Here is a 14040-nt window from a genome sequence, read left to right as displayed (position 1 = left end):
TGTGCCGTCCCCGCCTCGCGATCGAGGATGGGGACATGACTTCCCTTGGACAGATGCGCCGGTCCGCAGGGCCCTTGGCATCCGCGGCGCTGCTGTCGGCCCTGGCGCTGGCTGGTTGTGGCTCGGGGCCCGACACCTACGCCTTCGCCGACCAGTGCCGCATCGACGTGGACCGGGATGCCAAGATCGGGGCTGTCCACACGCAGGACAGTGGCTTCGCCAGTGACAGCAGCTGGGTTGCCCAGGCGGGTTCCCAGCGATGCGGTGCACCTGGAGGGGCCTGCCGTCAGGATGCCGTCGAATCCCGAGACCTGTGAGCACCTGGATGTGGTCCTTTCCGACCTCGGCCTGCCACAGCGCTGCGCCGACGTCGCCGATTCGACGATCACCCAGGTGGCGGAGGTGAACAATCCCTGCTTCGTCATCGACCACCCGGACCACACGTCGACCCTGGTGCTCTCGGGCTGGAACTGCGTCGACGACGAGTGCACGGAAGACCGGCTGAAGCACTCAGCCGCACAGGCTGCCTCGCAGTCTCCGCGCTGAGGCCGATGGGCCATACTGGCGCCATGTCCACCGATGCCGCCGCAGACTTCATCGGCTCCTTCGCCGATTTCATCACCGCCTCGCCCACCAGTTACCACGCCGTCGCCGAGATGGCCGAGCAGCTGCGGGGTGCCGGCTTCGAGCAGCTGGACGAGGGCCAGCGCTGGCCCCAGGTGCAGGGGAGCCAGTTCGTCGTGCGCGACGGCGCCCTGATCGCGTGGACCATCCCCGAGGATGCCGACGCCACCTCGGGCTTCCGCATCGTCGGCTCCCACACCGACTCGCCGAGCTTCAAGCTCAAGCCCAATCCGACCAGCACCACCGCCGGCTGGCAGCAGGCCGGCATGGAGGTCTACGGCGGCGGGCTGAACAACTCCTGGCTGGATCGTGAGCTGGGCCTGGCCGGCCGCCTGGTGACCCTCGACGGCGAGGTGACGCTGGTGCGCACCGGTCCGATCGCCCGCATCCCGCAGCTGGCGCCGCACCTGGACCGCAGCGTCAACGACCAGCTGAAGCTGGACCGCCAGCAGCACCTGATGCCCTTCTACTCGCTCGACCAGCAGCTCGACATCGAGGACTACCTGTGCCGGGTGGCGCGCATCGACCCCAGCGAGCTGGCCCACCACGACGTCTACGCCTTCCCAACCGAGGCGCCGGTGGTCTTCGGGCCGGACAGCGAATTCTTCGCGGCCTCGCGGATGGACAACCTGTCGAGCGTGCACGCCAGCCTGCAGGCCCTGCTCGAGGCGGAGGTGGGCCACGACGTGGCCGTGCTGGCCGCCTTCGACCACGAGGAGGTGGGCAGTGCGACCCGCTCGGGTGCGTGCGGGCCCTTCCTGGAGGACATGCTGGTGCGCATCGCCGAGGGCATGGGCGCGACTGGTGCGGCCTACCGGGCGATGCTGGCCCGCTCGTCATGCCTGAGCGCCGACGCCGGCCATGCCGTGCACCCCAACTACGTGCACATGCACGACCCGAACAACCATCCGCAGCTCAACGGGGGCCCGCTGCTCAAGATCAACGCCAACCAGCGCTATGCCACCGACGGGATCGGGGCGGCGCTGTGGAAGCGGGCCTGCGAGCAGGCCGACGTGCCCACGCAGCCCTTCGTCAGCAACAATGCGGTGCCCTGCGGCTCCACCACCGGGCCGCTGACGGCGACCCGCCTGGGCATCACCACCGTCGATGTCGGCATCCCGCTGCTGAGCATGCACTCGGCCCGTGAGCTGTGCGGAGTCGAGGACCCCTGGTACTTCAGCCGCGCCCTGCGTGCCTACTGGGCCGGAGCCTGACCGGCGCCGAAGCTTCGCGAGGCCCTGGCGCCCATTGATCACGATGCGAACGTTCAGTAGCATCAATTGATGTGACCGTATGATCACATTCGTCGATGTAATGGAGCGTGCACATGGACATCGCCAACCACATCGAACTGGGCCGAGAGGTGCAGCGCGTCCGAACGCAGCAGGGACTCACTCAGGCTGACCTTGCCGCGGCTGCCGGGGTGTCGAGACGGTGGCTCGGCCAGCTCGAGTCGGGTCATGGTGGGGCACAGGTGGACAAGGTCTTCGCCGTCCTGCGCGCTCTGCAGGTACGGCTTCGATTCGTCGAGAACGTCGTCCCAGCCGACTCCAGCGACCTCGCAGCCCTGCTCGACAACCAGGAGTGGTGAGCCGTGGCCATGGATCTGGCAGTCTTCGTCGGAGGTCGGCGCGCGGGGACCATCCGTCAGGGATCCGGGATGGAATTCATCTATGACGAGGACTATCTCGATGCGCCGGATCCGACACCACTCAGCCTGTCGATGCCAATGACCGATAGGCGTCACGGTAACCGCGTCACCCGTAGTTGGGTGGAGGGCCTGCTTCCCGGTTCTGCGCCAGCTCTCCCCGATCGACATGGAAGTCACCCTGTCGCAGCACTGGGATGGCGATTGTGCCCACTTGGATGTCAGCGGCGATGCGCTGCGCTTGGGCCCGGAGGTAGGGGAATGCCGTCATGACAGAGACCTTCTCGATGAACTCGGCCCCAAGGTCGGTGGAAATCTCGGAGCTTGAGTCTCGGTCATAGATGACGGCAACCCCTACTCGCATCTCCGAGGTTGCACTGGTCAAGGTCATGCGGAACCACGTCTCGATTCGTGAGTGCCACGTGACCGGGTGGACCTCGATGTCGAGGCTCCCTTCGGAGGGGGCCTCCACCTCGGTCACACGACCCCCAGGAAATTTGGCCGCGCCGTAGGTTTCCACGATCCTCACTTCCGTGAGGGTGACCGACTGCACCAACTCAAAGATGTCCACGGCAGAAACCTATCCGGCCAGTGCGAAGTCACTGCGGTTGGTGTCACTGGCACTGCTCATCGAGCTTGGAGGATCCGAGACCAGGTGTAGTACGGTTGCGCCTCCGCTGGACTGGTTCCACGTAACGGACAGCGCGTTGCGGGTGGTCTGCTGGACGAACGACGTCCCTTCGCCATCTTGAGCGGTGACGCGCGCGCTCATCGTGGTGCTGACCCAGTCCGTCGCCCGATCATCGTCCAGTTGGCCTGCCTCCGCTTCAACCTTGTGGCAGTACAGCGCCTGGATGGCGTTTGCGTAGCGGCGAATGGTGGCAAGTGTGGGATTGCCTTCAAGGGACTCGAACTTCGAGACCACCGGCTGCGACACCTGCATGATCTCGGCGACCTCGCTCTGGCTGAGTCCTCGCTGCTCACGGACGGCGATCAACGCTTCGATGAACTGCAGATCATTCTCGGACAGCTGGTCCGACAGCTGATCGAGCGTCCGGCTTTCGTCGGCGGTGAGACGTTCACCGCGCGCTTCCCGTAGCGTCTTCATAACCTTGAGTCTATAGATGCGGCGGCGGGAGGCAAGCCACCGCAGTGCGGGGTAGGGCTGTTACTTGAGAGGCGCAACGTCCAGCAGGCGTGACACGGCACCCCATGGCGGAGCCATGGTGGCGTACTGCTGGAGCCAGTTCGCGGCTGTCTTCATGTGTCTGGACTGTGCGTCGTTGATGGATTTCTGGGTGCCGACGGTGCTCTTCTTGTGGGCGTACAAGACCACGGTGAAGTCGACCGCATCTGGCTCGGCGTAGTAGATGCGACACTCGATCTGCCCCGCCGTGGGAAGTCGCGGCCGCGCGCCCTTCTTGCCCTTCTTTGCCCGGGTGCCGTCGAATTGCCATTTGAGCTCCCATACGAAGGGGGCTGTCAGCTTCTGCCTTGACCACTTCGACTCTTGAGGCTTCAGGGCGCCTTGTTCCGCCCTCTTGATCAGTGCGCGAAGGTCGCTACGGCGGCCACGTACGATGCCGGGGTGGGGCTCCTCTTGCCAACCGTGGCGTGCTTTCAGCAACTCGTCAATGCCACAGAAGACACTCGTGTGGCCCGGCACATCCAAACCACGCCACTCCCGCGCGATCCCACTCATGGCTCCGGGATGGATCTCTGAACCCGTGGCTGGGTCAACTGGCCAATTCATTGGGCAGGCCCGGGTGTCGTAGCTGCATCACTGGAGCCCGTCGCCATGGGTGCGAGCGTACCGGATGGAGATTCCGCGTGGTCGGCTGACCAGCCGCATGTGGTGAGGTGGCCCGGCTTGGCACATGTGCCCCCGCAAGCCGTTGCTGGGGCAGACATCTCCGGCCTCGTGCTCCATCGAGTCGGTCATCACTGTCGGGGCGGGCCCGGCCGCATGCATCGGCCGGGCCCGTCGAGGCACTGGCTCAGGGCTGGACGAGGATGCGGATGGGATTGCCCTCGCGGCTCTCGAGCATCTTGATACCCCGCTCCACCTCGCGCAGCGGGACGACGGCCGAGATCGACTCCGACAGGTCGAGGCGCTTGTATGCCACGAGCTCGGCCAGCATCGCGATGTCCTGCACCTTGTAGCCCAGGTGGCCCATCACCTGCTTGCGTCGCAGCCCGACCTCGTTGAAGGTGCCGATGTTCATCTCCTGGCCGCTCAGGCCGACGCTGACCAGCTTGCCGTTGACGTCGAGGGTCTTCATCGCCTGGGCCGTGGTGGCGGTGATGCCGACCGCGTCGAAGGCGACGTCGATCATGCGGCCCCCGGTGGCCTGTTCGATCTTGGCTACCAGGTCGGGGTCGTCGGCGCGGAAGGCAAAGTCGGCTCCCAGACGGGTGGCGCGCTCCAGGGCGGCATCGTTGATGTCGACGGCGATGATCGGCACCGCGCCGGCCAGCTTTGACAGCTGCGCGATGTGCGTTCCCACACCACCCAGGCCCCACACGCCCACGGCATTGCCCAGGTGGACCTGTGCCGTGCATACCACGGCGCCGAAGGGGGTGGAGACGGCATCGGCCAGGATCGCGGCCTGGTCCATCGGCACGCCGTCGGGCACTCGGGTGAGTCCGGTGGCGTTCACCACCAGGTACTCGGCCCAGCCGCCGTCGAAGTCGAAGGCCATCAGCTGCAGGTTGAGGCAGTCGGCGAAGTTGCCGCGGCGGCAGTTGCGGCAGGCCAGGCAGGCGCGGCCAGCGCTGGGGATCACGGCATCGCCCTCGGACCATCCGGTGACGCCGGGGCCCAGCGCGTCGATGTGGCCGCTCACCTCGTGGCCCTGGGTGACCACGGGGATCCGGGCCGGGAAGTTGCCGTCGATCAACGACAGGTCGGAGTGGCAGATGCCGCAGTAGGCGACCTTGATCCGCACCTGGCCCGGGCCGGGAACGGGAATGGGCAGCTCCTCGAGCGTGATCCTCCTCTCGTCGGCGTAGAAGCGTTCGGCGAGCATCGTGCGGGTCATGGAGCCTCCTGGAGATCGGGGGTCGCGTCGTCGTCGGCCCTGTGTCACAGTTCTACCGCGACCCTTGGATGCTCGCCGATCGGGTGTGTGGATCCTTGGACAATCCTCAGCCCCCGAAGCCGCTCTTGGGCGAGACGTCGTCGGTGTAGCCCTGCATCGAGTCGGTCTGCAGGGCGGTGGCGAGCTTCTTCAGCTGGGGCTCGCTGGCGTTCACGATGGCCATGCCGTGCGGACCGGGGCCTGCCGAGGTCCACGGGGCGGTGTGCATGGTGAGGCGTTCGCCGTTGACGTCGTCGAGGCTCTGGGCGAGCTTCTTCAGCTCGGCGGGCGGTAGGGAGTCGTCCACGACGACGTTCTCGGCGGTGACGTCGATCAGCTTGCTGGCCTGGGAGGCGCTGTCGACGCCGCTGCGGCCCAGGTACTCCATCATGACGGCGCGGATGAACTGCATCTGGCGCTGGCCACGGGAGATGTCGCCCTGGCCGAGGCTCTTGCGCTCCCGGACCCACGTGAGGGCCTCGTCGCCGTTCATCCGCACGCGCTGGCCGTCGACGGGCAGGTTGACCCCGCCCAGCGCGTCGACCATGTTCTTGAAGCCTTCGAAGTCCACCTTGGCGACGTGGTCGATGGGCACGCCGAGCAGTGGCTGCAGGGTCTGCACCAGCAGGCCGGTGCCGCCGCTGGCGTAGGCGGCGTTGATCTTGTTCTTGCCGTGGCCGGGGATGGTGACGTAGTAGTCGCGCGGCACGTGGATCAGGTCGACGCGCTTGCGGTCGCTGGAGATGTGGGCGACGACGATGACGTCGCTGCGGGCGCTGCCGCCGTCGGCCTTGTCGGTGCCGACCACCAGGAAGTTGAGGGCCTCGCCGGCGCTGGCCGCCTTGCTGGGCTGGGCGGCGGCATTGCTCCTGACGCCCATCAGGTACTCGCCCTCCTGGTCCTCACTCATCTTGGGCAGCGCGGTGCCGTCGAGCACCAGCAGCGGCCGGTTGCGGGCGTCGGCGACGCGCCCCTCGGCGTCGACGTGCAGGGTGGAGGCGTCGATCGGCTGGCCCTGGTCGTCGGCGAGCATCTGGCCCTTCGGGTCGACGAGGTTGCCCTGGTCGTCCTGGGGGACGACGAGCGCGGCGGCCTGGGTGCTGGGCAGCAGGCCCTCCTGCTTGACGTTGTTGTAGGCGCTCTGCTGGCGGTAGACGTAGTAGCCGCCGCCAGCCAGTGCCAGGACCAGCAGACCGATGAGGGCGATGAGGAGCGGGCGCGGTCGGCGGGGGGCTGCCGTGCCGGTGGGGGAGTCGGACATCATAGATCGGATTCTACGGCTGGGCCTGGCTCAAGGCCGGATTGACCCCCTGTGCGGCACACCATCGGCCGAAAACCATTGAATCCGATATGGTGGTCGTGCTGCATAACTTGCCGGGGGGCGAGGACATGCTGCTTCTCGGGGGAGAAGACCCCGGCCCTGCGGGGCCGGTCCGTCCGGCGTGGCCCACCCTCGTGCGCGGGACGGTTCAGTCCTTGCGTCACGAGAAAGCAGAACCCATGAACCCCCGTGTCCTGGTGATCTACGGAACCCGCCCCGAGGCCGTGAAGGTGGCCCCGCTGGTGCGGGCGATGCAGCAGACCTCCGTCCTGGAGTGCGTCACCGCCATCACCGGCCAGCACCGAGAGATGCTCGACCAGGTCAATGAGGTCTTCGGCATCGTCCCCGCCCACGACCTGAACCTCTTCGAGCCCGGCCAGAGCCTCAACAAGCTCTCCAGCAAGGTCTTTGCCGCCATGGACGAGCTGATCACCCAGGTGCAGCCCGGCGCCGTCGTCGTCCAGGGCGACACCACCACCGTCGCCGCCGCCGCGATCGCCGGCTTCAACCGCCGCATCCCCGTCGTGCACCTGGAAGCCGGCCTGCGCTCGGGCGACATCGACTCGCCCTTCCCCGAGGAGGCCAACCGCAAGCTCGCCGGGCAGGTCGCCCGCCTGCACCTGGCCCCCACCCACGAGGCCCGCAAGAACCTGCTGGCCGAGGGCGTGCACAACGAGCAGATCGTGGTGACCGGCAACACCGTCATCGACGCCATGCTCAAGACCGCCGAGATCGATGCCAGCTTCGACGACGAGCGCCTGACCCGTGCCGTGCAGGAGGGGCGACGCATCATCGCCCTGACCGTGCACCGCCGCGAGAACCTGGGCGAGCCGATGAAGGCCATCGCCGCCGCCGTCAGCCGCATCGCCCAGCGCTACCCGGATGCGGTGGTGGTCTTCCCGATGCACCGCAACCCGGCCGTGCGCGAGGTCTTCGTGCCCGTGCTGGAGCAGCACCCCAATGTCATCACCATCGAGCCACTCGACTACGTGCAGTTCATCCACCTGCAGAAGGCCGCCCACCTGGTGCTCACCGACTCCGGCGGCGTGCAGGAGGAGGCCCCCAGCCTGGGCAAGCCCGTGCTGGTGCTGCGCAAGAACACCGAGCGCCCCGAGGCCGTCCACGCCGGCACCGTGAAGCTGGTCGGCACCGACACCGAGCGCATCGTCAACGAGGTGGCGCGCCTGATGGACAATCCGATCGCCTACGAGGAGATGGCCCACGCCGTCAACCCCTACGGCGACGGCCTGGCCGCCCGCCGGGCCGTGGCCGCGATCGAGCAGCTGCTCGGGGTCGGCACGCGTGTGGCCGACTTCGTGCCGGAGCTGGTCGGTGAGGTGGAGGAACTGGAGGAGGCGGTGGCCGAGAGCCTTCCCAGCGTCGGCGTCACCTCGCCCTACGCCGTCGCGCAGCAGTAGTCCGTCAGGGCCGGGGTGGCATTTTCCACCCCGGCTGCCCGCGTGGCTCTGTCTCGAAGCTGAGGAATGGCAGAAGAATGGAGCTCGGGCCTGGTGTGTTGGTCCGGGAGTGTGTTGCACCCCATCAATCAGGAGGAGACGCCGGTGACAGGCAAACAGGAACCGGTCTCGGTGGCCATCATCGGGAGCTGCGTCACCCGGGATGCCTTCGCCTGCGCGGAGGCCAGCGGCTACACGATCGAGCACTACAGCGCGCGCACCGGGCTGGGAAGCTTCCTGGGTCCGGCCACTCGTCAGCTGGGGGCGGACTTCGATCGCATTCCCTCGGCCTTCCAGCGACGTGTCGTGCGCTGGGACGTGGAGAAGTTCGGTCGCTACTGGCTGCGCACCAATTCCCCCGATGTCATCGTCTACGACCCGATCGACGAACGCTTTGCCCTCGCCGTCCTGCCCGATGACGGGGTGGTGACCCTGTCCAACGAGTTCGGACACCTGGGGATCGAATCCGGGCAGTACCGACGCATCCTGCCGTGGAGCGAGGAGCACTTCACACGGTGGCGTCGTGGCTGGGCCACGCTCCTGCGCCTGCTGGACGACGCCGGGCTCAGGGACCGGCTGGTGGTGCACCTGGCCTACTGGGGAACGACCGTCGAACAGACCGGGGACTCGCCCGGCCGGCCGGAGGAGATTGCCAGGGCCAATGCATGGCTGGCGCGGGCGGAGGAGGTCATGCGCAGCTCCCTGCCCCCCGATCGCTTCATCAGGGTGCCGAATGCCCTGACCGTGGCGGACGGGGGACACCGCTGGGGCGTCAGTCCCTTCCACTACGTGCACCCCTACTACCTCCACTTCCTCCAGGAACTTGACCGCTGTGTCGCCGCCATCACAGGTACGGCGGGCGCCCCGTCGTCGGTCCTTGCCGCAGAGGTTGACGCATGACCCGGTCCCCGGACGGGAATGGCCCCGGTGAGCACGGGACCCGCCTCCACCCGGTGAGGGTGGGCGAGGTCGGTTACCGGATGCACCTGCCGTGGGCCGAGACCGACTCGATCCAGCACCACGTCGCCAGTACTGCCCAGCCCTATGAGCAGGAGATGGTGGAGGACCTTCTCGCCCGCACGCGAGAGGGAGACCTGGTCGTCGACGTCGGCGCCAACATCGGCAACCACAGTCTGGCCTGGGGCGCACACGGGCGGGACGTGATCGCCTTCGAGCCGCACCACGAGCTGGCCGAGGCGCTGCGCGTGTCGGTGGAGGCGAACCAGCTGACGGGCCGGGTCGAGGTGGTCGAGCAGGCACTGTCCGACCATGACGGCCGCTCCCGTCTGGTGGGCATGACCGAACAGAACATGGGCATCGGGCACCTGGACGAGGGGTCGACAGGGATCGAGGTCACGGTGGGCATCCTCACCGATCCCGGGCGCGCCGTCGCAGCCATCAAGGTGGACACCGAGGGGACCGAGGTGGAGGTGCTGCGCGGAGCCATGCCGGTGATCGAGCGTCACCACCCCCTGCTCTACGTGGAATGCCTCGACGAGCAGGCCTTCGCCGATGTCTGGGCCCTCCTGGAGCCGTTGGGCTATCACTACGAGCAGACCTTCAATGCCTCGCCGACCCACCGTTTCGCATGGTCCGCCGAACCGCGCGACCAGTCCGGGGTCACCGGGCTGCTGCTGCGCTACCACCAGGCGCAGGTGGGGTGGACCACGTCACGCGAACACCTGTACGAGGCCAACGCCAAGTATCGCCAGGCCACGGCCCTGGTCAGCGACTTGCAGCAGCAACTGCTGGACCTGAAGGGGGAGCACGCGGCCCGGCTGCGGGAGGCCCGCGCCGCAGCGGACACCCAGCTGCGTGCCCAGCGACAGGCTGCAGACCGGCAGCGCGAAGGTCTCCTCCAGGAGCTGGCGGACAGGGCCGGGCGACTCGGGTGGGCGCGCGAGCGCGAGGAGGCCCGGCGCATCATCGCCTCGCTGGAGCGCCCCGGCATGGCGCCTGCGTGTCCCCAGCCAGAGGCCGTGCACATGCACGTCGAGGACCTGCAGCACCTGCGCACCTGGATCGGGGAACGGCAGGCAGCAGAGCGGGAGATGACTGGACGGCTGGCCGAGCTGGAGGGTGTGCATCGGCAGCTGGAGGAGGAACAGAAGGGCAGACGGATCGCCGAGGGGCTCGTGGCACGCCAGCTTCGCCAGTTGGACGGTGCGCAGAAGGAGCGAGGAATCGCCGACGGGCTCATTGCACGCCTACGTCGCCAGCTGGAGGGACTGGAGGGCCGGCACAGGCGCGAGAAGCAGGCCCTCCAGGACCGGTCAGCCGCCCTGGAGCAGGAGGTGGCCGACATGCGAACCCGGGCACGCGAGCTCGAGGGCGACCTCGCCAGGATGAACACCGTCCTCCAGGACCATGCGCTGGTCATCGACCGCCAGGCCGGCGAGGCGCAGCAGTGGGCCGGTCAGGTCGATCGGCTCGCCGGGACCGTCCAGAACCTGGAACAGCAGAATCGCCAGCTGCGTCACGAACTGTCCTTGCTGCGACGCAGTCGCACCATGCGCGTCGGCAAGGAGTTCGGGCGCACCCGCGGGCCGGTCACAGTCCTGACCCTGCCATGGCGGCTCTACACGGCAGGACGCACGGCAGGCTCGCCCACCACAAAGGAGATCAACCCGTGAGCGACGCACCGCAGTTCATGACGCAGCGGCGCCTGTCGCGCCCGGAGGTTCCCCTGCGGCAGCGCTCGGGCCGAGCCGGCGGACTCACCGTGGCCTGCATCCTGGACGACTTCTCCGCCGCGTGCTTCGATCCGGAGGTCGACCTGGCCCCCCTGACGATGCGCGACTGGCAGGTGGAACTGGCTGCTGCCCAGCCGGACATGCTGCTGGTGGAGTCGGCCTGGCGCGGCGCCCACCAGACGTGGTGGAACGAGGTCTTCCGGATGGGACCGGAGATCCGAGGGATCCTCCAGTGGTGCCGGGAGCGGGGTGTCCCCACCGCCTTCTGGAACAAGGAAGACCCGGTGCACTTCCGGACCTTCCTGACCCTGGCGCGAGAGTTCGACGCCATCTTCACCACCGATCTCGACGTGGTGCCCCGCTACCGCGCAGCCGTCGGCCACGACAATGTGCACTTCCTGCCCTTCGCGGCACAGCCGGCGGTGCACAACCCGGTGGAATCCTTCCGCCGGATCGAGGGATGTGCCTTCGCCGGTGCCTACTACCGCAGGTATCCCGAACGCATCATCGACCTGGAACACCTGTCGGCAGCATTGGCCGACAGCGGCCCCTTCCACATCTACGACCGCAACTTCGGCCAGCCGGAGGGGGACTACAGCTTCCCCGAGGACTACCGGCAGTTCATCGTCGGAGGCCTGACGCCCTCCGAGATCGACATCGCCTACAAGGGCTACACCGCGAACCTCAACCTGAACTCGGTGAAGCAGAGCCAGTCGATGTTCGCGCGGCGCGTCTACGAGCTGATGGCCAGCAACACGCTGGTGATCAGCAATTTCTCCCGAGGCCTGCGCGCCATGTTCGGCGACCTGGCCCTGGCCTCGGACTCGCCCGCCCAGACGGCCAGCCGTCTGGCGTGGCTGGAGGCACAACCCAATGGGGTCCAGCGCCTGCGCACGATGGCGCTGCGCAAGGTGATGCGGGAGCACACCTATGCCGAACGGACCGATTTCATCGCCCGGCAACTCGGGCTGCTGCCGGACGTCGATGACGTGCCCGACGTCTTCCTGCTGGCGACTGTCGAGGACGGCGAACAGGCCCGTGTGGTGCTGGAGACGGTCCAGGGGCAGGACCATGCACGGTGGCTCCTGGCCCTGGTGGGGGACTGTGACCAGCCCGAGGATCCTCGGGTGCGGGTTTTCGCCTCCGTCCCGGCCGCACTGGACTGGGCAGGGGTGGAGGGCTGCACCCATGCCGCAGGGGTCAACGCCGCGGACTGGTACGGACCCCACCATCTGTCCGACCTGGGGCAGGCCCTCGGGTGGGCCGAGGTGGACTGTGCCGGGCTCGACGAGCACTGGGAATTCACCGACGGCCAGCTGCGCCTGCAACGGGAGGGTCACAGCTGGCAGATGAGCTCCACCCTGGTGCTGCACCGCGGGATGATCACCGGCGCTGCCTGGCAGGCTGTGGTCGAGCAGCGGTCCTGGCCCGACGAGATGGCCGGACTGGCCGTGGGATCCCTGGGCCACTGTGCCGGTGGAAGCGCGGCACCGGCCACGATCCTGGCAGCACTGGACGACCTGGACGTGGACGAGGGTGCGAGCCTGGCTGAGCTGCGTGACCATGCCCAGGACCTCGAGGTGCCGGAGGACGAACTGACCGACTGGGAGTTCGACCTGGTCGCGACGGCATCGAGCGTCGACCCCGTCGAGGGATGGGAGTTCAGCATCCACGAGACCGGCCAGGTGGAGATCAGATCCTGGCTGGAGGCCGGGGCGCACCTGTACGGCTACGGTCAGGCGATGCCCATCGAGGGCCTCCTCGACCCGCAGGAGCCGGCCGTCCACTTCCGGGTGGGCCCCGGACTGGATGTGACGCTCGCCGTCCTCTTCCAGGACGACCAGGGCAACCGTCTGGGCCACGTGATGGTCAACAATGGCCGTTCCGTGCCCCTGGAACTGCCGCAGGGGGCCACCCACCTGCGTCTGGGGTTCAGGGTGAAGGGGCCGGGGCAGGCCGTCCTGGAGCGTCTGGCCGGCACCCGGGTGCCCGCCGCCCCGATGCCGGTCCGTATGGCCGGTGACACCTTGGTGATCAGCAACATCTACCCCAGTCACGACAATCTCTACCGCAATGCCTTCGTGCACTCCAGGGTGCGGGCCTACCACTCGCAGGGTCTGGAGTCCGAGGTGATGGTGGTGGACCCGCACCGTGTGGGGCGTGAGTTCCGCGAGTTCGAGGACGTCGACGTCACCGGGTGTGACCCAGCGACCCTGGCCGCCACCCTGGCGCTGGGGCGGACCCGGAGGGCCATGGTGCACGTGCTGACCCCGCCGCTGTGGAAGATCCTGCGCCAGCAGACCTCCCTCGAGAAGGTGGTCGTCTGGGTCCACGGCTTCGAGATCCAGCCGTGGTGGCGTCGGGCCTTCAACCTGCACACCGAGGCAGACCGCGAGGAGGCGCAGCTGCTCTCGGCCAAGCGGGAGAAGTTCTGGAAGGAGGTCTTCGACCATCCTCCGGAGAACTTCCACTTCGTCTTCGTCTCGCGCCAGTTCGCCGAGACGGTCTTCGACGACATCGCGCCCCTGCATGAGGACCGCTACTCGATCATCCACAACCCGATCGACACCGACCTGTTCGCCCACCATCCGAAGTCGGCTGCCGATGCCCGACGGATCCTGAGCATCCGTCCCTATGCCAATGCGACCTATGCCAACGACCTGAGCGTGAAGGCGGTGGTGGACCTGTCGGGGCGCGAAGGTTTCGATGACCTGCACTTCACCTTCTGTGGGGACGGCCCCCTCTTCGAGGAGACGCTCCAGCCCTTGCAGGAGTTCGGCAATGTGGACATCAGGCAGGGCTTCCTCACCCACCCCGAGATCGCGGAGCTGCACCGGGACCACGGCATCTTCCTGGTGCCGACGCGAATGGACACCCAGGGCGTCTCCCGTGACGAGGCGATGTCCTCGGGGTTGGTGCCGGTGACGACCGCCGTGGCTGCCGTGCCCGAGTTTGTGGACGACAGCTGTGGGGTCCTGGTGCCGGGGGAGGACCACCATGCCCTCGCCGAAGGGGTGTGGCAGTTGGCCCACGACCCGGAGGACTTCCTGCGGCGTTCGGCCGCCGCTGCGGCACGGGCCCGTGCACAGGTGGCGCTGGACAAGGTCATCGCGCAGGAACTGGCCCTGGTGCTGGACTGAGCCGAACGCCCACGGGCCCATGACGGGCAACGATTGACATGACAGCAGGGCAAGCGCGAGCGAAAGGCACACGACGT

The 14040-nt window shown here is 67.6% G+C and carries 13 protein-coding genes and 1 pseudogene; 9 read left to right on the top strand and 5 right to left on the bottom strand.

The window, feature by feature from the left end:
• The first annotated feature begins 35 nt into the window (after nt 1-35).
• The 5 genes and pseudogenes from ACYVKA_RS03365 to ACYVKA_RS03345 all read left to right on the top strand — a co-directional run.
• A complete protein-coding gene (locus ACYVKA_RS03365) occupies nt 36-317 on the top strand; it encodes a hypothetical protein (protein WP_460702973.1) in 282 nt (93 codons plus the stop codon).
• Nucleotides 292-546, top strand: coding sequence for a hypothetical protein (locus ACYVKA_RS03360; RefSeq protein ID WP_460702971.1), 255 nt, complete (start codon nt 292-294; stop codon nt 544-546). Before ACYVKA_RS03365 ends, ACYVKA_RS03360 begins: the two co-directional genes overlap by 26 nt.
• A 23-nt stretch (nt 547-569) precedes the next feature.
• Complete coding sequence (locus ACYVKA_RS03355; RefSeq protein WP_460702969.1) at nt 570-1838, top strand: M18 family aminopeptidase; 1269 nt, start codon at nt 570-572, stop codon at nt 1836-1838.
• A gap of 113 nt (nt 1839-1951) precedes the next feature.
• Complete coding sequence (locus ACYVKA_RS03350; RefSeq protein WP_460702967.1) at nt 1952-2215, top strand: helix-turn-helix domain-containing protein; 264 nt, start codon at nt 1952-1954, stop codon at nt 2213-2215.
• Between the two features lie 9 nt (nt 2216-2224).
• Nucleotides 2225-2356: pseudogene (locus ACYVKA_RS03345) on the top strand (HipA N-terminal domain-containing protein); the annotation flags it as partial.
• 25 nt (nt 2357-2381) lie between these two features.
• On the opposite strand, the gene ACYVKA_RS03340 reads toward ACYVKA_RS03345, so the two are convergent.
• The 5 genes from ACYVKA_RS03340 to ACYVKA_RS03320 all read right to left on the bottom strand — a co-directional run bounded on the left by ACYVKA_RS03340 (nt 2382) and on the right by ACYVKA_RS03320 (nt 6616).
• Nucleotides 2382-2843 (bottom strand): hypothetical protein, encoded by a 462-nt coding sequence (locus ACYVKA_RS03340; protein ID WP_460703223.1) that lies wholly within the window; start codon nt 2841-2843, stop codon nt 2382-2384.
• Between the two features lie 9 nt (nt 2844-2852).
• Nucleotides 2853-3380: a helix-turn-helix domain-containing protein gene (locus tag ACYVKA_RS03335; protein ID WP_460702965.1), complete on the bottom strand. Its 528-nt coding sequence runs from the start codon at nt 3378-3380 to the stop codon at nt 2853-2855.
• 60 nt (nt 3381-3440) lie between these two features.
• Nucleotides 3441-3974 carry a hypothetical protein gene (locus ACYVKA_RS03330; RefSeq protein ID WP_460702963.1) on the bottom strand — a complete coding sequence of 178 codons (534 nt, stop codon included), beginning with the start codon at nt 3972-3974 and terminating at the stop codon, nt 3441-3443.
• Nucleotides 3975-4269: 295 nt separating this feature from the next.
• Nucleotides 4270-5313 carry a zinc-binding dehydrogenase gene (locus ACYVKA_RS03325; RefSeq protein WP_460702961.1) on the bottom strand — a complete coding sequence of 348 codons (1044 nt, stop codon included), beginning with the start codon at nt 5311-5313 and terminating at the stop codon, nt 4270-4272.
• Nucleotides 5314-5419: 106 nt separating this feature from the next.
• Nucleotides 5420-6616 carry an LCP family protein gene (locus tag ACYVKA_RS03320; RefSeq protein ID WP_460702959.1) on the bottom strand — a complete coding sequence of 399 codons (1197 nt, stop codon included), beginning with the start codon at nt 6614-6616 and terminating at the stop codon, nt 5420-5422.
• 236 nt (nt 6617-6852) lie between these two features.
• Here ACYVKA_RS03320 and wecB point away from each other — a divergent pair, with 236 nt between their 5' ends.
• From wecB to ACYVKA_RS03300, 4 genes are all read left to right on the top strand, one after another.
• Nucleotides 6853-8091, top strand: coding sequence for a non-hydrolyzing UDP-N-acetylglucosamine 2-epimerase (wecB, locus tag ACYVKA_RS03315; RefSeq protein WP_460702957.1), 1239 nt, complete (start codon nt 6853-6855; stop codon nt 8089-8091).
• Nucleotides 8092-8235: 144 nt separating this feature from the next.
• Complete coding sequence (locus tag ACYVKA_RS03310) at nt 8236-9030, top strand: DUF6270 domain-containing protein (RefSeq protein ID WP_460702955.1); 795 nt, start codon at nt 8236-8238, stop codon at nt 9028-9030.
• Complete coding sequence (locus ACYVKA_RS03305; protein WP_460702953.1) at nt 9027-10763, top strand: FkbM family methyltransferase; 1737 nt, start codon at nt 9027-9029, stop codon at nt 10761-10763. The genes ACYVKA_RS03310 and ACYVKA_RS03305 overlap by 4 nt, the downstream gene beginning before the upstream one ends.
• Nucleotides 10760-13963: a glycosyltransferase gene (locus tag ACYVKA_RS03300; RefSeq protein WP_460702952.1), complete on the top strand. Its 3204-nt coding sequence runs from the start codon at nt 10760-10762 to the stop codon at nt 13961-13963. The genes ACYVKA_RS03305 and ACYVKA_RS03300 overlap by 4 nt, the downstream gene beginning before the upstream one ends.
• Nucleotides 13964-14040 lie beyond the last annotated feature (77 nt).

It is taken from the genome of Luteococcus sediminum (assembly GCF_054783495.1).
The sequence above is the reverse complement of the archived record's forward strand: the minus strand, read 5'-3'. Positions and strand labels throughout refer to the sequence as shown.

Bases quoted from the DNA above. Each gene is read 5' to 3' on its own strand.
- ACYVKA_RS03320 (WP_460702959.1), bottom strand. From the start codon at position 6,616: ATGATGTCCGACTCCCCCACCGGCACGGCAGCCCCCCGCCGACCGCGC.
- ACYVKA_RS03325 (WP_460702961.1), bottom strand. From the start codon at position 5,313: ATGACCCGCACGATGCTCGCCGAACGCTTCTACGCCGACGAGAGGAGG.
- ACYVKA_RS03330 (WP_460702963.1), bottom strand. From the start codon at position 3,974: ATGAGTGGGATCGCGCGGGAGTGGCGTGGTTTGGATGTGCCGGGCCAC.
- ACYVKA_RS03305 (WP_460702953.1), top strand. From the start codon at position 9,027: ATGACCCGGTCCCCGGACGGGAATGGCCCCGGTGAGCACGGGACCCGC.
- ACYVKA_RS03360 (WP_460702971.1), top strand. From the start codon at position 292: ATGCCGTCGAATCCCGAGACCTGTGAGCACCTGGATGTGGTCCTTTCC.
- wecB (WP_460702957.1), top strand. From the start codon at position 6,853: ATGAACCCCCGTGTCCTGGTGATCTACGGAACCCGCCCCGAGGCCGTG.
- ACYVKA_RS03335 (WP_460702965.1), bottom strand. From the start codon at position 3,380: ATGAAGACGCTACGGGAAGCGCGCGGTGAACGTCTCACCGCCGACGAA.
- ACYVKA_RS03350 (WP_460702967.1), top strand. From the start codon at position 1,952: ATGGACATCGCCAACCACATCGAACTGGGCCGAGAGGTGCAGCGCGTC.
- ACYVKA_RS03355 (WP_460702969.1), top strand. From the start codon at position 570: ATGTCCACCGATGCCGCCGCAGACTTCATCGGCTCCTTCGCCGATTTC.
- ACYVKA_RS03365 (WP_460702973.1), top strand. From the start codon at position 36: ATGACTTCCCTTGGACAGATGCGCCGGTCCGCAGGGCCCTTGGCATCC.